Raw genomic sequence first — 17,348 nt, forward strand, 5'->3', positions numbered from 1 at the left:
CCGCTGTCGCCTCATCCGGACAACACGCGTCGAATGCCCTAGCCCGCTCCGATGAATCCGGTCGCTGTCGGTCGCACCATCCGGACACCGCACACCCCGCGAGCCGCCCTCCGTAGAATCGGAGCATGACCTCGCTCACTTCATCCGACCTCCAGCCCGCTGACCTCGTCAATCAGGCCGCAGAGCGCCTGCCCGACATCCTCGCCGACATCGAACGAGTGATCACCCTCGAGACTCCGTCGAGCGACAAGAATGCGGTGGCCGCCGGTGCGCGGGACTTCGCCGCGCTCCTCAAGGACCGCCTCGGCGCCGAGGCGGAGCTGCTCGAGGTCGAAGGCACCACTCATCTGCGTCTGCGCTTCGGCACCGGCCCCACTCGGGTCGTCCTCCTCAACCACCAGGACACGGTGTGGCCGCACGGCACGCTCGAACGCATCCCGTTCTCCACCGACGACGGCATCCTCCGCGGGCCCGGCAGCTTCGACATGCTCACCGGGGCGATCATGAGCGTGCATGCGACCGCGATCCTGCGCGACCGCCTCGGCGATGGTGCTCTGGCCGGTCTGTCGATCCTCGTCACCGGCGATGAGGAGATCGGCTCGCTGACTTCGTCCGATCTCATCCGCGCTGAGGCGGCCGACGCCGGTGCCGTGTTCGTGATGGAGGCGAGCGCCGGCGGTGCGCTCAAGCTCGAGCGCAAGGGCACGAGCAACTACGTCCTCATCTTCTCGGGCAAGGCCTCGCATGCGGGGCTCGAACCGGAGAAGGGGATCAACGCGGGCATGGCGCTGGCGCTGACCCTGCCGCTGGTGGCGGACCTCGCCGACGCCGAGGCGGGGACGACGGTGGTGCCGACCGTGATCAGTGCGGGTACGACGTCGAACACGGTGCCCGCCGAAGCGCGGGTGGACATCGATGTGCGCGCCCGGACTGCGGCGGAGCTCGAGCGCGTCGATGCGCAGATCCGCGAATTGGCGAAGAATCCGCAGGTGGAGGGCTCGACGACCGAGGTGCTCGGCGGGATCAATCGCCCGCCGTTCGAGCGCGAACAGTCGGCGGCGCTGTTCGATCGGGCGAGAGCGCTGGCGGATGAACTCGAGCTGCCTGTTCCTGAAGGCGTGTCCGTGGGCGGGGCCTCGGACGGGAATTTCACGGCCGGTGACGGCATCCCCACCCTCGACGGCCTCGGTGCCGTCGGCGACGGTGCGCACGCCGAGCATGAGCATGCCGTCATCGCCGAGATCGCACCGCGCACCGCACTCCTCGCCGCCCTCATCGCCGACCAGCTGAAGGGCTGAGAGGCGGCGGGGCGAGGCGGGCGCCGGCCTTGGCTGGCGTAGCGGTTACGTCAGCAAGTCAACGATTCCTCACTCACGCCCACAAGTGGGTACAGAATGCCAAAATCCCTCGGAAAATGTGCATTCTGTACCCACTTCCTGGACTCCGGAGCGGTCCGGGCGACCGCCTCTCGCCAGCGGAATCAACACGAGCCCAGCGCCGACAGACTGGCTGAAGGCCCTCCACTCAGGTTCGGCCTCGGCGCCGACGACGAAAGCCAGCTAATCCACGGGGTATCCGGCGGCTTGCATCTCCGCCGGTGACTTGAGCGTGAACAGCCAATCGCGCAGCTGCGGATCCGGCCTGATCGCCTTCCGGGCGAGGAGCCGATCTTCGCCGACGAGATAGTAGTGGTAGCCGTGCCCGCCGAGGTGGCCCATGAGTTCGCGTGGCCTCGCGCGGTCCTCGAGGACTTCGCAGAGGATGTCGGGATGGAATGTGTCGAGGAATTCCTGCCCGTTGGCGAAGACCTCGTTCTCGCCGCCTTCGACGTCGATCTTCACGGTCACCCGCGTGCGATCGTGCGCGTCGGCCTCCGCCCCGGACGCGGCTGTATCCCATCCGGGATCCTCCTCCAGCAGTTCGGGAAGGAGATCGTCGAGGGAGGTGAAGCGCACCTCGGCGTCGGAGTCGAAATCCATATCGGCGGAGTAGAACGACGGCAGGGCCGACCCGCCATTGCCGAGGGGCACCTTCATCCATGTACCGGGGTTGCCGACTCCGGTGGGATGGACGGTGACCCGGTCGGTGAAACCGTTGCGCTCGAGGTTCTTCTCGATGCCGGCGACCACAGCCGGGATGATCTCGAACGTATGGGCGCGGGTCCGCGGATTCGCCGCGAGCACGGCCATGGTGAAGACCCCGGTGTAGGCGCCGATGTCGAGGAACACCTCGGCGTCGGAGCTGAGGTCGACCATGAGGTCGAGGGCGAACGCGTCCTCGGGTTCGGTGCGTCTACCTCGGCCCCAGTAGAACTCCTTGGCGATCTCGCAGCGGAAGGGTTCGACGAGGTAGAAGTCGGCGCAGCCGGACCGTCCGCGGACTTCGGTCAGTTCGATCGGAGCGGGCAGGCGGCCGATCTTCAGCCCTTTGACTCGGGGCGCGATCATGCGCAGCAAAGGGTGGAGGAAGGGCTGGGCGAGGGCGGCCTTGACCGGGAGTTTGAGGCCGAACCAGGACTGTCTGCGCGCAGCGAGCGTGCGCAGGTAGTCGTTCATGACGTGGCCCCCTCGCTGACAGGAAGACTTTCGTTCACACTATCAATCGCGGGTCCGCTGCTCCAGGGGTTGCTGGCCTAAGCTGAGGGAAAGAACCATCCGCCGCATTGCGCAGGAGCTGCGCAAGGATTGCACGGTAAATGCGCAGAAGGAGCCAGCCCCATGAAGCTGAAGTCAGTCACCCTCCACCAGGTCTCCATCCCCCTGGTCACCCCGTTCGAGACCTCGTTCATGCGAGAGACCGAGAAGGACTGCTACCTCGTCGAGGCGGTCTTCGACACTCCCAAGGGTGAGATCACCGGATGGGGTGAGTCGGTGGCGATGATCGCCCCGCTGTACTCCTCCGAGTATGTCGCCGCAGGCATCGACGTCACTCGCCGCTGGCTGGCGCCCATCCTCTTCGACGTCGAGGACCTGACCGCCGAGACCGTCGGCTGGCACCTGCGCCACGTCATCGGCCACCCGATGGCGAAGTCCGCACTCGAGATGGCGGTCATCGAAGCCCAGCTGAAACTCCACGACCAGTCGTTCAAGGACTACCTCGGCGGGGTCGTCGACTCCGTCCCGTCGGGAGTGTCGGTGGGCATTCAGGACTCCGTCGAGGAGACCGTCAAGGTCATCGGCGGATACCTCGAGGAGGGTTACGCCCGGATCAAGCTGAAGATCAAGCCCGGCAAGGACATCGCTCCGGTCGCCGCCGTGCGCAAGGCCTTCGGCGACGACTTCGGTTTCCAGGTCGACGCGAACGCCGCCTACACCCTCGTCGATGCCGCACACCTGCGCCGCCTCGACGAATACGGTCTCCTCCTCATCGAACAGCCCCTCGGCGAGGCCGACATCCGGCAGCATGCGGAGCTTGCGAAGCTCATGGACACCCCGATGTGCCTCGACGAATCCATCGTCTCCGCCGAGGCGGCCGCGGATGCGATCATGCTCGGAGCCACCTCGGTGATCAACATCAAACCCGGACGGGTCGGCGGCTTCATCGAGGCGAAGAAGATCCACGACCTCGCCGCCGCGCACGGGGTCGCCGTGTGGCACGGCGGGATGGTCGAGACGGGCCTGGGACGCGCGGCGAACGCGGCCCTGGCCTCGTTGCCGGGCTTCACCCTGCCCGGCGACATCTCCGGGTCGAACCGTTTCTTCCACGAAGACATCACCGAGGAGGTCGTCATGCGCAACGGCAAGGTCGCCGTTCCCACCGGGGTCGGCTTCGGCGTCTCGATCGACCCGGCCAAGCTCGAACGCTTCCGCACCGAATTACTGGAGCTCCTGCCCGGACGCTGATTCTCCCGCGGCGAGGCGAACCGGCACAGTCTCCTCACGCAGTCGCCGTCGTGGCCCGGGTTGACGGAGTCCGCCTAACCCTCTGCCGGGGCGTCTGCGTCCTCCGCTGACGAAGCACCGGATCCCGAGTCGGATCCTTCCGACCCGGATCCTTCCGACCCCGAGCTGCCCGACTCGTCTCCGGATCGATCTGCCTCATCGCCTTCGGACTGGGACCCGCCCGGCGCGTCGCCTCCGCCCTGCATCTGGCTCTGCCCAGGGCCTCCGCCTCCGGGCCCGGACTGATTCGGCGCGAACTGCATCACGCCGATTCCTGCGAGACCGCCTGCGAGGAACAGGGCGGCCCCGCCGAGGATGAGGGTGGTCTTGCGGGAGGTCAGAGGACGTTTCCTGCCTCCTGCCGCGTGCATCGTCTCCTCGTCGGACTCTCTCGGTGTCGGATCGGTGGTCATAGTGCGTTCCTCTCTGCCTTCTCGGTCATTGCCTGTCGTCTCCGTCGGTGTCTGCCCGGTTCGTGCGGATTCGGTGCCCGCTCACCCGCCTCGAGGGCTCGATCTCGTCTCACGAGCTTCTCAGCGCCTCGATGGGCCGCATCGAGGCCGCCCGCCACGCCGGATAGACGCCGAAGAAGATGCCGATGGCCACCGAGATTCCGAGGGCGATCGGTATCGATGCCGCGACGATGACCGGCTGCGTCCCGCTGATCTCGAAACGCGTGACGACGATAGCGAGAAGAACACCGAGGATGCCGCCGGCCAGGGTGAGCAGAGCCGCCTCGACGAGGAACTGCATGAGTATCGCCGGTCGGGCGGCACCGAGCGCCTTCCGGATGCCGATCTCTCGGGTGCGTTCGGTGACGGTGACGAGCATGATGTTGGTGACTCCGATGCCGCCGACGAGCAGGCTGATCCCCGCGACGGCAGCAAGCAGCACCGTGAAGGTCTGCGCGGTCTCCTGCTGAGTCTCGAGCAGCTCGGACTGATTGACGATGGAATAGGTCTCGTCGTCCTCATCGTCGATCCCGAGGAGCTGATTGAGACCGATCTCGAGCTCACCCTCGGCAGCGATCACAGAGTCGGAGTCCGAAGCGAGAACCGTCAGCGAATCGACGGATCCTAATCCGGTCAGACTCGCCTGGACCCTGCCGATGGGGGCGATGATCGATGAGTTGGGATCGTCCTGACCGGACGAATCCTGCTGACTCATCACCCCGGAGACGGTGTAGCTCGTCCCGTCGATGCCGATGGTCTGGCCCACGGCGCTCCCGGAGCTGAAGAGGTCGGAGGCAATGGTGCTGCCGATCACGACGACCTTCTGCGACTGCTCTTCGGCAGAGGCGTCGAAAGCCGAGCCGGACGACAGGTCGACGTCGCCGACCTCGAAATAGTCTGCCGAGGTGCCGATCACGCTGACATCGTCGCTGCTGAGGCTGTCGGCGGTGACCGTCGCCGTCGTTGAGACTTCGGGAACGATGAGATCGACATGCCCGAGCTCCATATCTGACAAGCCGGCGGCGGTCTCGGTAGTCAGGTCCGAGGACGCATCCTGGCCGGACTGCCCCGGCCCCATCCCGCCGCTCGAGCTGCGTACCGTCAGAGTCGAGCTGCCGAGGGTCGAGATCGCGTCATTCACGCTCTGAGCGGAGCCGTTGCCCACCGCAGTGAGCACGATGACCGCGGCGACACCGATGAGCACGCCCAGCATAGTGAGGATCGAGCGGAGCGGATTGGCAGTGACGCCGCGCAACGAGGAGGCCAGCACATCGCTCGGGTTCACCTGCCCTCCCCCTGTCGGACCGGCGCATACTGCGGGAACTCGACGGTGTCGTCGAGGTCTGCGCTATCATCTCCGCGGGTTCTCGGTCGATCCTCGACGATCACGCCGTCCGCCAGGGTGACGAGCCTGTCGGCTCGAGCTCCCACTTCGGCCTCATGAGTGATGAGGACGATGGTGCGACCGAGCTCGCCGAGGTGTTCGAAGAGCCGGAGTACGTCCTCAGTAGATTCGGCATCGAGGTTGCCCGTCGGTTCGTCCGCCAGCAGCAACGCAGGTTCGGTCACCAGCGCACGAGCCACCGCGACCCGCTGCTGCTGACCGCCCGAGAGCTGATGCGGCTGATGCCCGCCGCGCTCGGCCAGACCGACGCTCTCCAGCGCGGCCAGGGCGCGCTCCCGCCGCTCGCGCCGTGCGATCCCTCCGTAGACGAGCGGCAGCTCGACGTTGGCCAGCGCACTCATCCGTGCAATGAGGTTGAATGATTGAAAGACGAATCCGATCCGTCGATTGCGCACTCGTGCCAGTTCGGCCTCACCGAGGTCGCCGACTTCGAGACCGTCGAGCCGGTAGCGCCCCGATGTCGGCACATCCAGGCATCCGATGAGATTCATCATCGTCGATTTCCCCGACCCGGAGGGTCCCATGATGGCGACCTGTTCTCCGCTGGCGACCGTGAGGTCGATGCCGCGCAGTGCGTGCACCCGCATCTCACCTTTTCCGTAGATCTGTTCGATGCCGGCCAACTCGACTACGGGGGCCTGTCGCCCACTGTCGTCGGCCACAGGCGGCTGCTCTGACTGACTCACTGGCCGCCTCCCGGTCCGCCGCCGGCGGGCCCGTCTCCCGGCCCGCCGCCCTGGGAGCTGCCTCCGGGCATCTGGGCACCGGAACCACCTTCTCCGCCTGACCTCTCGTCGTTGTTCTGTCCGTCGGACGAGTTCTCCGAGCCCTCCCTCGCCTGTCCGATCACCACCGTCTGCCCCTCCTCGAGACCGTCGGTGATCTCGGTTCCCTCATCTCCGACGACGCCGGTGGTGACTTCGACCTGAGAGGTCTCGCCGTCATCGCCGACCACTTCGACACTGCTCGCCCCGTCCGCATCGGTCGAAACAGCGGTCGAGACGACGTAGAGCGAATCCTCGTCGCTGGAATCCGTGACGATTTCGGCCTCAGCGCTCTGGCCGATCCGCAGGTCGTCGGGAACCTTGTCGAGTTCGATCGTCGTGTCATAGGTGACGACGGAGGACGAGCTGTCAGAGGTCGGAGAGATCGCGGTGACGGTCGCCGACTGTTCGACATCCTGAAGTGCCGGGAAGGTCACTGTGGCTTCCTGCTTCTTCGACACCTCGCCGATATCGGCCTCAGGGATCGCGGCGGTGATCGTCATCGACGAAACGTCCGCGATCGTCATGAAACCGGAGGCGTCCGAGGAACCGGAGGAACTGCCCTCGGTTCCGGACTCGCCTCCCTCTGCGCCGCTCGAGTCCTCGGCGTCCGAGGAAGTGCTGCCAGAGCTGCTGTTCGAGCCGCCGCTGACGGTCGATCCGTCTTCGCCGTTGATGGCGATGACCAGGCCGTCGATGGGTGCGGTCAGTGTTGCGGCGGCCAGTTGGTCCTGTGCCTCGGCGAGATCGTCCGTGGCGTCGTCGACGGCGTCCTCCGCAGTGTCGACGGTGTCCTCGGACGATCCGCTCTGCCCGGACCCGGAAGACTCCCCGGAATCCGATGTGCCCTCTGAGCTCCCGGACGTCGTGTCCGCGGATTCGGAGGAGGCGGCCGCGCTCTGGGCTGCGCTGAGATCGTATTCGGCCTCGGCGAGCGCCGTCTGCGCATCGGCCACCGCCTGGGACAGATCGGTCGTGTCCAAGCTCGCCACCGTGTCGCCTTTCTCCACGGTGTCTCCGACCGCCACCGCGACGTCGGAGACCGTGCCCCCGACATCGAAAGCGGCATCGACCTCGCGCTTTGCCGCGACCGTTCCGCTGGCGGAGATCGTCGAGGACACCGTTCCCCGTTGGACGGTGCCGGTGAGCTGAGTTGCCGAGGCTTCGTCTTCGCCGGACCGCCATGGCGAGAGGAAGAGCACCAGACACAGGCTCAGAGCGAGCGCACAGGCGATGGCGAGAATAATGTTGAGCACGCGGCGACGACTGGAAGACATGTCGATACTCTCGCGTCGGGGTCTATGTGGCTCCTAGCGCCATCCTGTGTGCCGCCTTTGTTTCAGTGTCGACGGCTGCGTCTGCGCCTCGATCGGCTCACTCGTGAGTGTGGGTCTCCTGCGCGGCGTCCTTGGCTCGGTCGAACTGGAAGGTCGAGTGCTCGATCGCGATTTCGAAGTGCTCGGCCAGGCAATCCTGGAGGGCGACGAGGATCCGCGGGGCATGGCCGTCGTAGAAGCATTCATCGGCGAGGACCACGTGCGCAGTGAGCACGGGCAGGTTCGAATCGATGCGGGTGACGTGCAGGTCATGGACTTCCCTGACGTGTTCGACCCCTTCGATATGTGCCTTGACCTTCTCCAGGTCGAGCTCTTTCGGCGCCGCCTCGAGGAGGATCGAACCTGTCTCGCGGAGAATCGCGAAGGCTCGTGGCACGATGAGCGCGGCGATGACGAGCGCGGCGACGGCATCGGCGCGGTCCCAGCCGAAGAGCCAGATCGTCACGGCGGCGATGATCACCGCGACCGAGCCGAGCGCATCGGCGATGACCTCGAGGAACGCCGCCTTGAGGTTGAGGGAGGCTTCCTTGGAGGAGCTGAGGATGATGATGGAGACGATGTTGCCGACCAGACCGATGGCACCGAAGAGGAGCAGGCCGGGCCCAGGCACCTCGGGTGGTACGAAGAAGCGCCGGATGCCCTCGATGAGGCTGTAGACACCGAGCCCGAGCAGCAGCGTGGCCTGAGCCCCGGCGGCCAGCACCTCCGCTCGGCGGAATCCCCAGGTCTTCTGCCCGCCCGCGGGCTTGTGCACGAGAGTGGCGGCGAAGAGCGCGATGCCGATGCCGATGAGATCGACGGCGTTGTGACCGGTGTCGATGAGCAGCGCGAGGCTGCCGGTGACGACGGAGCCGATGAGCTGGAAGACGAAGATCGCGAAGACGATGGCGAAGACTGCGCCGAGGCGACGCCGCGAACCGGTCGAATGTGCATGATCGTGAGCCATGGAAACCTCCTGACCCACTCACATTAACATATGCACATTTATTTATGCATTACTGTGAGACCGATTTCGTGTGATGAGCGACGACTCGATTGTGCGGTTCTAGGGCACTTCGGATCGCCGCCCAGCTTCCTGCGGGTGGATCCACCTCGATATCGCACGTGGAATCACGGTGGATCCACCCGCAGGAGACATGATCGAGAACGACAGCGGCCGCCGAGGTGGTCCTCGACGGCCGCTGGATGCGCAGTGCAGGGGCTGGATGCGCAGGGCGAGAGCTCTCGAACGGGTGCTACCGCAAGGGCGCCCCCGCACGGACGCGCTGTGTTCAGTCTTCGGAGTTCCGACCGCCCTCGTCGCCTTCGTCAGCGTCGCCGGGCTCCGTCCCGTCGGCATCGCCGCGTCCGGTATCTCCGCTGCCGGTCTCGCTGCTGCCGCCTTCGTCGAGGCGGCGCTTCGCCTCGTCGATGTATCCCTGCACGTCGAATCCGGTGGCCTTCTTCACGTCGTCGCCGATCCGGTCGAGGTCGATGCCGCTCTCGTCGAGGAACGCCTTCGGATCGAAGTTCCCACGGTTCGGCTTCCGTCCGGGACGATCGGAGACGACCCCGTCGACGACCTCTCCCGAGCCGCCCGTCGAGTTCGCAGAACCGCCGCCCGTCGAACTTGCGGAGCCGCCGGACCTGGTCGAATCGTCCGAACCGCCGGTTCCGCCCGAGCCTGGTCGACCCGAACCACCGGTGCCGTTCGACCCCGAACCGTCAGGCCCGTCCGCATGGCCAGACCCGCCCGAACTGCCAGCGTCACCGGACCCGCCCGAGTTCTTCGCCTTGGCCACGAGGTCGGTGAGGTCGACACCGGTCGTCCCGCGGACCACTTCGAGGACCTGCGAGAGGTTGTTCGACACCGAGTTCGCGAGCTTCGACTCGCCGTCGGTGGACACGATCGAAAGATCCTTGATGTTCGCATACGGCGCCACCAGCTCGCCGGCGACGGAGGGCAGCACCTCGAGGACCTTCGACAGCACGGCCGCATCGTTGAACTGCTTGTATGCCTCGGCCTGCGCCCGCAGCGCTTCGGCCTCCGCCTCACCGCGGGCCCTGATCGCATCGGCTTCGGCCTCACCTTCGAGTCGGATCGCCTCGGCGTCCTTCGACCGGCGGTGCAGTTCGGCGGCCGCCTCGGCGCGACCCTGAGCTTCGATCTCATACGCCCGGGCATCGGCGGCGGCCTGCTGCCGGTAGCGTTCGGCGTCGGCGGGACGGCGCACCTCGGCGTCGAGCTGCTCGGCACGCAGCTCCGCGGCTTCCTTCGCCACGACCCGGTCCTTCTCGAGCAGCTTCTGCTTCTCGGCGGCGGCAGCGAGCGGGCCGGCATTGTCCGCGGAGGCCTGTCGCTGGTCGGCCTCTTCCTTCAGGGCGGCTCGGCGCAGGGCGAGCTGCTGCTGCTGTTCGGCGATGGCCTGGTCGGTCAGCGCCTGCTGCTTCTGGGTCTCCTCGTTCTGCTGGGCTTCCTCGACGGCCGAGGCACGGCCGGCGTTCGCCTCGGCGATGGCGGCGTTCTTCGCCACCTCGGCGGCCTGCGGACGACCCCAGTCACGCAGGTAGCTGCCCTCGTCCTCGACCGCTGAGATCTGGAACGTGTCGATGATGAGGCCCTGGTTGTTCATCGAATGCGCGGATTCCTCCTGCACCTGAGCGGCGAAGGAAGCGCGGTCCTGGATGATCTGCTCAACGGTGAGCGTGCCGACCACGGCGCGCAGGGTGCCGGAGAGGATCTCCTTCGAATAGTGGTCGATCTGATCCTGCTGGTCGAGGAAGCGCTGCGCGGCCTTGCGCACATCGTCCTCGGTGCCGCCGACCTTGACCTGCGCGACTCCGCGCAGACGCAGTGCGATGCCGTTGATCGAGATGCCGTCGATCTCGACGGAGATCTGCCGCGAGGACAGCGACAGGATGAACGCCTTCTGCACGATCGGGTAGACGACCGACCGGCCGCCGATGACGATGCGACCGGTCCCGGATGCTCCCGAGGCGTTCCGGCCGGTGATGATGAGCGCCTCGGATGGCGACGCGATCTTATAGGACCGCAGGATCACGAACAGGACGATCAGAATGATGAGGACGAGGACGCCGATTCCTCCGACGCCGAAGAGCAGGTCCATCGGTGGGCCTTTCATCGCGGGTGGGCGGCCGGTTTCCGGCCAGTCCCCTTCATCCTAAGCGAGGTCGCTGACGGAGGACAGCGATGATGCCCGCCGAGGCGGCCGCGCAGTCCCGTACGCCCCGTGGGCGCAGACCGCACGCACCGAGGCGGCCGGGCAGTCCCGTACGCCCCGTGGGCGCAGACCGCACGCACCGAGGCGGCCGGGCAGTCCCGTACGCATCGCGGGCGCACGGTAACGATCAGGTGCGCAAGGCCCTACACACCGGGGGCACACGGTGACGATCAGGCGCCTACTTGCCCCATTCCCACGGCGGCCCGGCAATGAGCAGACCGGAGAAGACGAGGATGACGAAGACGACACCGATGCCGATGGCCAGCCACGGGAACCGGATGCACCACGAGGTGAACTTCTCGAACCAGCCCTGCGGAGTGCGGCCGTTGCGGCCCAAGCCCCAGTCGCCCTCCAAGGACCCGGTCTTCTCGACCGAGCGCTCGAAGGGAATGGTGGCATAGGGAATGATGGCTGAACCCAGACCCGTCGCGATGCGGCGCTTGCTCCACTGCTGCGAGGTCCCGACGCCGATGACGGCGATGACGAAGCAGATGAAGACGAAGCCGTGGATGCCTCCGCCGATGCGCACACCCACCTCGGTGGTGTGGGTGACGTACTTGAGGAACATGCCGATGATGAGCAGAGACCAGGTCACGGTCTCAGCCACTGCGAAGAACTTGAAGAAGCGTTTGGGAGTCACAGAAGCCCATTGTCCCCTGTCAGCATGAGAGAGAGCAACGGCTCCACCGACTGAGCGAACGCATCTCAGCACGTTGCGAGGATTTGACCGGCCGACCGGTGAATGGGCACGCGGGCCGGCGAACTTTCTCAGTCGCCGGCCCGCGTGGATCAGGGCCGCTCCTCAGGGGCATCGTCCGGGAATCGATCTCGTTGATGCCCCGCCTCGGCGATGGGATTCTTTCCGATGCTCAGCGCTTGCGGCGGCGTGAGCCCATCGTCATCGCGACACCGAGCACGATGAGCGCTCCGGCGGAGATGACCAGCGGCAGGGCCTCGTTACCGGTGCGCGGCAGGTCTCCCCCGCCGCCACCGCCTCCGGAGCCGTCCTCGGCGGCGACGACCTCGAAGGATCCGTTCAGCGGATCTCCGCCGTCACAGTCGACGGTGACGGCGTAGCTGCCGATGTAGGTCTCGGCCTGCGACTCATCGAGTCCACGGACGCCGAAGCGTGCGGCGGTGTCCTCACCGACCTCGGCGGTCTGTTCGAACTTCTCGATATTGCCGTTGCCCGGGTCGACGGTCATCGTCGCGGTCGTGTCCGCGGTGCAGCCGGTCGCGGTGACCTGAACACCCTTGTCACCGACGAAGTCATCGGCTTCGATCGTGGTCGGATCCACACTGAGAGCTCGCTCACCTGCGGGAGGATCGGTCGGGTCCGTCGGCGGATCGGTGGGATCCGTCGGCGGGTCCGTCGGCGCATCGACGAGGTCGTAGGCCAGCGTGTGCACCGCGAAGGCGATCGCAGGAACGAAGATGTCCATCGAGTCCCGGTTGACGTTCTCGATCGTGTCCGTGGGCTGGTGGTAGTTCGTGTCGTGCTTCTCACCGACGGTGCCGCCGAACATCTCGGCTTCCTCGGCGGTCTTCGTGCCGTCGGCGCCGGAGAACAGACCGCTGGAGGGAATGCCGTTGTCGATGAACGCCTGGTAGTCCGACCGGCCGGAGAAGTCCGTGCCGACGTTGGGCTGATCATTGTCGGCGAAGTAGTCGGTGAAGACCTCTTCGAGCTCGGCGGATCCTTCGGGGACGTTGACGCCATCGGGGATCGGCACATCGGAGCCGTCGGAGTCGAGCGTGCCGACGATGTAGTTGTCGGAGCCGATCATGTCGAAGTTCATGTATGCCTTGATCTTCGACAGCTCAGCCTCATCGAGGCTCTCGACATAGTGGGTCGAACCGACGAGCCCCTCCTCTTCGGCGCCCCACCATCCGAAGCGGATCGCGTTGTCGACGTCGGTGGGCTGCTTCGCCAGCGCCTCGGCTGAGGCCAGCAGTGCCGCGGAACCCGAACCGTTGTCGTTGACGCCCGGGCCTTCGGCGACGCTGTCGAGGTGGGCACCGAGCATCTGGACGTTGTCATGATCGCCGGCCTTGGTCTCGGCGATGACGTTCCAGGTCGTCGAGGTGACGTATTCGGTCTCGAGCGTGAAGTCCGCCGTGAGCGCGGCAGCCGCTGCGGCTTCGTCGTCGGCCGTCGCATCGTCGACTGCCTCGTCGTCTGTCGCCTCGTCGCCGCCGGAGAGTCCTGTGCCCTTCTCGGCATCGCCTTTCTCAACGTTCTCCGAGGCGCCCTCGGCTTCGGCGGCTTCCTCGACCTTGGACAGGAGGTCCTGGCCGACGTTGTAGGTGACCGTCACGGTCGGCGTGCCGTTCTCGATCCGGGCGCCGAGGGTGGCATTGAGCACCTCGTCGGGGTTGGCGGAGTCGTTGTTGTAGATGATGAGCGCGGCTGCACCGGCGTCGGTGGCGGCCTGCGCCTTCTCACCGAACGAGCACTCTCCGCGAGCGGCGAGGACGAGTGCGCCTTCAGCAGAGTCATCATAGTCGTCGGCGGAGCAGCCGAGCTGCCCTCCGGCCAGGTCGCTGTTGTCGTCGTCGACCGGCAGCACCACGGGGATGCCGGTCAGCGGCTCTTCGGTCGCCTCGGTGTAGCTTGCGGTCGTGACGTCGACCTTCTCACCGCCGACGACGACCTCGACGGTGCCGTCCTTCTGCTGTTCGTGCTCGAAGGACTGGCGCTTCACGTCGAAGGCTCCGGTGGCTTCGAGTGTGTCCTCGACGTACTCGACTGCTTCTTCGTAGCCGGGGGTGCCGAGGGCGCGGAATCCCTCATCCGCGTGGGAGGTGGAGATGTCGGAGATCTTCTGCAGGTGCTTCATCGCGGCGTCGCCGGTGACGCCCATATCGGTGTGTTCGCTCGGCCCGGCTTTGCCGGCGGCGAGGGCCGGGCTCACCCCTCCGAGAACCAGTCCGGCCGCGGCGGTGACCGCCAGCCAGCTCTTCGTGCGCAACTTCATGGAGTTCCTTTCGCTCCGTCATGTGCCCCGAGGAATCGCTGGTGGGCGCGCCGGAATCGACCGTCACGACATGGTCCTCACGCCGGTTCCGGTCGTTCGACTGCGCTTGCGGGGAAGCTCGATTCTGACGTTTCGCCGCAATCCGTCGTTGGTAACGAATCACATCTCTCTGTGACGAAACGGTGACACAACTCACATTGGGCTTTAATCTAGCCCACATTCGAGGGGTTTAATGTCACGAATTGATAACAACCGGTCACTGAATGGTTTCGCGGCCGTGGTGCGATTGCGGTTTCCGTGCGACTGACCTGCGGTGGCATTGTCCCCACACCTAATCGACCCGCGCTCGCGCACCCCCGCCCCACAGGCTCAATCACGGCCTCCCGCCCCGCCCCTGTGCCGGGCCCGACCACACGACTAGACTCGGACCAGTGACGACCAACGATTCCGCGGGAGGCGCCCAGCCCGCTGCCCCCGACAGACGGACGATCCGCCGCTGGCAGCGCTACCTCGCCAACGAACGGCTAGAGGAACGGGTGTACCGCGACCTCGCCGAACGCCGCAGGGGCGAGGATCGGGAGATCCTCCTCAGCCTCGCCACCGCCGAATCCCGTCATCAGGAGCACTGGATCGAGCTTTTGGGCGAGCACGCGGAGAAGCGTCGCTCGGCCGACCTCGTCACCCGCTGTCTGGCCTTCTTCGGCCGCATGTTCGGCTCCGTGTTCGTCCTCGCGCTCGCGCAGCAGTCGGAGACGAGCTCTCCCTATGAGGACGACGATGCCGCCTCGGCGGAGATGGCCGCCGACGAACGCATCCACGCCGAGGTGGTCCGGGCACTGGCCGCCCGATCCCGAGCACGCCTGTCGGGGAACTTCCGCGCCGCCGTCTTCGGCGCCAACGACGGACTCGTCTCGAATCTGGCCCTCGTTCTCGGCGTCGGCGCTGCGGGAGTCTCGAACACCGTCATCCTGCTCACCGGCGCGTCCGGGCTCCTCGCCGGAGCCCTGTCGATGGGTGCCGGCGAGTACATCTCCGTACGGTCCCAGCGCGAGCTCCTGGACGCCTCGACCCCGGACCCCGAGTCCCGGCACGCCCTGGCCGATCTCAACATCGACGCCAACGAGCTCGCGCTCGTCTTCCGTGCCCGCGGTATGGACGCCCGCGAGGCCGAAGCCCGAGCGAATCGCGCGATCGCGGCGGCGAAGAACCAGCAGCCCCCGAAGCTGCCGGCCATCGACTCGGGAGTCGACCGTGATGAGCTCGGCACGGGCCTCGGTGCCGCACTGTCGAGCTTCTGCTTCTTCTCCTCCGGTGCGCTGATCCCGATCCTGCCCTACGTCTTCGGCATGACCGGGCTGCCCGCAGTGATCCTCTCCGCCGGCCTGGTGGGCATCGCCCTGCTGTTCACCGGCGGCATCGTCGGCCTGCTCTCGGGCAAATCCCCGGGGCCGCGGGCCCTGCGCCAGCTCGGCATCGGCTTCGGCGCCGCCGCCGTGACCTATATCCTCGGCCTGTTCTTCGGAGGCACTGCATGACCGACCCGCTCATCCTCGTCGACCCGACCGATGCGACGTTCGCACTCACCGAGCTGGCCGCCGCACAGCTGCCGGTCACCGATCTCTCCGCCCATCGAGGGGACGGCATCTTCGAAACGGTGCTGGTCAGCGTGGGTGAGGACGGGATCACCGTCGTCTCGCGAGACCGCCACTTCGCACGTTTCCGCACGTCCGCCTCGGCGCTGGATCTGCCCGATCCCGACCCCGTGCTCTGGGATCGGGTCATCGACGAACTGATCGCCGAGGTGACCGCCGCCGATGCGACGATCGCCGAGTTCGGGATCCGCTATGCCCTCTCGCGCGGCGAGGTGGGTGCCGACGGCACGGTCCGCCCACGCGGATGGGCGTTCCCCGTCCCGGTGGACGAACACATCCACACGGCCCGCGCACACGGCGTCACCGCCGTCAGCCTCGACCGCGGCTTCGACGCCTATATCGGCAGCAAGGCTCCCTGGCTGCTCATCGGGGCGAAGACCCTGTCGTATGCGGTCAATCAGGCAGCCGGGCGCTATGCCGGGCAGCGCGGAGCCGATGAAGCCCTGTTCGTCTCCCACGACGGCATCGTCCTCGAGGGGCCGACCGCGAACATCATCATCCGCCGAGGCGACCGCCTGCTCACACCCGATCCCGCGGCGGGGCTGCTGTCGGGGACGACGCAGCGGCTGATCTTCGATCATGCCGAGGAGCTGGGGCTGAGGGCCGAATACGCCGATCTCAGCCTCGAGGACGTCAAGACCGCCGACGGCGCGTGGTACGTCTCATCGATGCGCACCGCTGCGGCGCTGCGTGAACTCGACGGGAATGCGATCGCTGTCGACGACGCACTGACGACGCGATTCCAGGAGATCGTCCAGGTCGGCTGATCTGCACGGCCGATGTTCGTGACTGCTTTACGCGGCTGAACTGCACGTTTGAACTGCGTGGCTGAAGTGGGGGATGCGCTGCCCCGAGCGCTCAGGCTCGGGGCAGGGCGTCGGCTTTCGCCGACGAGGGGAGAGTGAAGGCGAGCACGAGCCCGAGGATGCAGGCCGCGCACCCGGTCAGCCACAGCACCCAGAAGATGCCGGAGAGACCGGGCAGCAGCGCCAGGAAGAACCCGAGGGCACCACAGACGAACAGTCCGGTGACGACCCGAGTCTTCCATTTCCTCAGCATGATGCGCCTTTCTCAGCTCCGCCTCGGCGAGGGCCTTCCCTTACCCCGACCGAAGCGTGCTTTCAAGCTATCGGGCGCACAGCCGAAAGCGCATCCCCCAAAAGTATGAGATGCAGGGACTTTCTGACTCATCCCTGGGTACGTCGGCACCGCTGAGAGGCGTGCGCCACGTCCTGAGTTAGTGTTGACTCGGACGGAATACGTTCACACGGCTCGAACGGTCGTGGGACCTGGCTTCAAGGAAAGGACACGAGCATGGGAAAGCTCGCTTGGCAGATCATCGGCGTGGGAGCGCCCATCGCAGCCGCATTCGTCGCTCGCAAGACCCTGACCGTCGCTTGGGAGAAGTCGACGAAGCGTCCGGCGCCGTCAAACCCAGTCGACGATGAGATCTCGATGTCCGAGGCCCTCGCCTGGACCATCGTCTCCGGAGTCGGCGTCGCGGTGGCTCAGCTCGTCGTGCAGCGCATCGCCGCGAACACCGTGCGCAACAACTTCGGCGAGGAGGCGCTGCCGAAGAAGTTCCGCAAGCAGGTCGAAGAGACCACCGACTGAACATCGCCGGCGGATCGTCGCCGGCTGAACGGTACGGGACCTGC

General features: G+C 66.4%; 15 protein-coding genes. 5 read left to right on the forward strand and 10 right to left on the reverse strand.

The window, feature by feature from the left end:
- Window positions 1–125 precede the first annotated feature (125 nt).
- Complete coding sequence (locus J9314_RS17715) at window positions 126–1,298, forward strand: M20 family metallopeptidase (RefSeq protein ID WP_210603617.1); 1,173 nt, start codon at window positions 126–128, stop codon at window positions 1,296–1,298.
- Window positions 1,299–1,559: 261 nt separating this feature from the next.
- Here J9314_RS17715 and J9314_RS17720 read toward each other — a convergent pair whose 3' ends face one another.
- The gene (locus tag J9314_RS17720) at window positions 1,560–2,555 is read right to left on the reverse strand and encodes an FkbM family methyltransferase (protein ID WP_210603618.1); all 996 of its coding nucleotides are present in this window, start codon (window positions 2,553–2,555) and stop codon (window positions 1,560–1,562) included.
- A gap of 162 nt (window positions 2,556–2,717) precedes the next feature.
- Between J9314_RS17720 and menC the strand changes: the two genes are divergently transcribed.
- The gene (menC, locus tag J9314_RS17725; RefSeq protein ID WP_210603619.1) at window positions 2,718–3,842 is read left to right on the forward strand and encodes an o-succinylbenzoate synthase; all 1,125 of its coding nucleotides are present in this window, start codon (window positions 2,718–2,720) and stop codon (window positions 3,840–3,842) included.
- 74 nt (window positions 3,843–3,916) lie between these two features.
- On the opposite strand, the gene J9314_RS17730 is transcribed toward menC, so the two are convergent.
- From J9314_RS17730 to J9314_RS17765, 8 genes are all read right to left on the reverse strand, one after another.
- On the reverse strand, window positions 3,917–4,294 hold the full coding sequence (locus tag J9314_RS17730; RefSeq protein WP_210603620.1) for a hypothetical protein: 378 nt from the start codon (window positions 4,292–4,294) through the stop codon (window positions 3,917–3,919).
- A 109-nt stretch (window positions 4,295–4,403) separates the two neighbouring features.
- Window positions 4,404–5,618, reverse strand: a complete 1,215-nt coding sequence (locus tag J9314_RS17735; protein WP_210603621.1) for an ABC transporter permease — start codon at window positions 5,616–5,618, stop codon at window positions 4,404–4,406.
- Window positions 5,615–6,424 carry an ABC transporter ATP-binding protein gene (locus J9314_RS17740; protein WP_246490487.1) on the reverse strand — a complete coding sequence of 270 codons (810 nt, stop codon included), beginning with the start codon at window positions 6,422–6,424 and terminating at the stop codon, window positions 5,615–5,617. Before J9314_RS17740 ends, J9314_RS17735 begins: the two co-directional genes overlap by 4 nt.
- Complete coding sequence (locus tag J9314_RS17745) at window positions 6,421–7,779, reverse strand: efflux RND transporter periplasmic adaptor subunit (RefSeq protein WP_210603622.1); 1,359 nt, start codon at window positions 7,777–7,779, stop codon at window positions 6,421–6,423. Before J9314_RS17745 ends, J9314_RS17740 begins: the two co-directional genes overlap by 4 nt.
- Before the next feature lie 97 nt (window positions 7,780–7,876).
- Window positions 7,877–8,785 (reverse strand): cation diffusion facilitator family transporter, encoded by a 909-nt coding sequence (locus tag J9314_RS17750; RefSeq protein WP_210603623.1) that lies wholly within the window; start codon window positions 8,783–8,785, stop codon window positions 7,877–7,879.
- A 325-nt stretch (window positions 8,786–9,110) separates the two neighbouring features.
- Entirely contained in the window at window positions 9,111–10,946 is a 1,836-nt protein-coding gene (locus J9314_RS17755; RefSeq protein ID WP_210603624.1) for a flotillin family protein, read from the reverse strand.
- Window positions 10,947–11,238: 292 nt separating this feature from the next.
- Entirely contained in the window at window positions 11,239–11,700 is a 462-nt protein-coding gene (locus tag J9314_RS17760; RefSeq protein WP_210603625.1) for a DUF3817 domain-containing protein, read from the reverse strand.
- 229 nt (window positions 11,701–11,929) lie between these two features.
- Window positions 11,930–14,038 carry a M28 family peptidase gene (locus J9314_RS17765; RefSeq protein ID WP_210603626.1) on the reverse strand — a complete coding sequence of 703 codons (2,109 nt, stop codon included), beginning with the start codon at window positions 14,036–14,038 and terminating at the stop codon, window positions 11,930–11,932.
- A gap of 431 nt (window positions 14,039–14,469) precedes the next feature.
- Here J9314_RS17765 and J9314_RS17770 point away from each other — a divergent pair, with 431 nt between their 5' ends.
- The gene (locus J9314_RS17770; RefSeq protein WP_210603627.1) at window positions 14,470–15,573 is read left to right on the forward strand and encodes a VIT1/CCC1 transporter family protein; all 1,104 of its coding nucleotides are present in this window, start codon (window positions 14,470–14,472) and stop codon (window positions 15,571–15,573) included.
- Window positions 15,570–16,457 (forward strand): aminotransferase class IV, encoded by an 888-nt coding sequence (locus J9314_RS17775; protein WP_210603628.1) that lies wholly within the window; start codon window positions 15,570–15,572, stop codon window positions 16,455–16,457. The genes J9314_RS17770 and J9314_RS17775 overlap by 4 nt, the downstream gene beginning before the upstream one ends.
- Window positions 16,458–16,548: 91 nt before the next feature.
- Here J9314_RS17775 and J9314_RS17780 read toward each other — a convergent pair whose 3' ends face one another.
- Entirely contained in the window at window positions 16,549–16,749 is a 201-nt protein-coding gene (locus J9314_RS17780) for a hypothetical protein (protein ID WP_210603629.1), read from the reverse strand.
- 255 nt (window positions 16,750–17,004) lie between these two features.
- Between J9314_RS17780 and J9314_RS17785 the strand changes: the two genes are divergently transcribed.
- The gene (locus tag J9314_RS17785; RefSeq protein ID WP_210603630.1) at window positions 17,005–17,304 is read left to right on the forward strand and encodes a DUF4235 domain-containing protein; all 300 of its coding nucleotides are present in this window, start codon (window positions 17,005–17,007) and stop codon (window positions 17,302–17,304) included.
- The last annotated feature ends 44 nt before the right edge of the window (window positions 17,305–17,348 follow it).

The sequence above is a fragment of the Brevibacterium oceani genome, from assembly GCF_017948325.1.
In the GTDB taxonomy this organism is placed as follows: domain Bacteria; phylum Actinomycetota; class Actinomycetes; order Actinomycetales; family Brevibacteriaceae; genus Brevibacterium; species Brevibacterium oceani.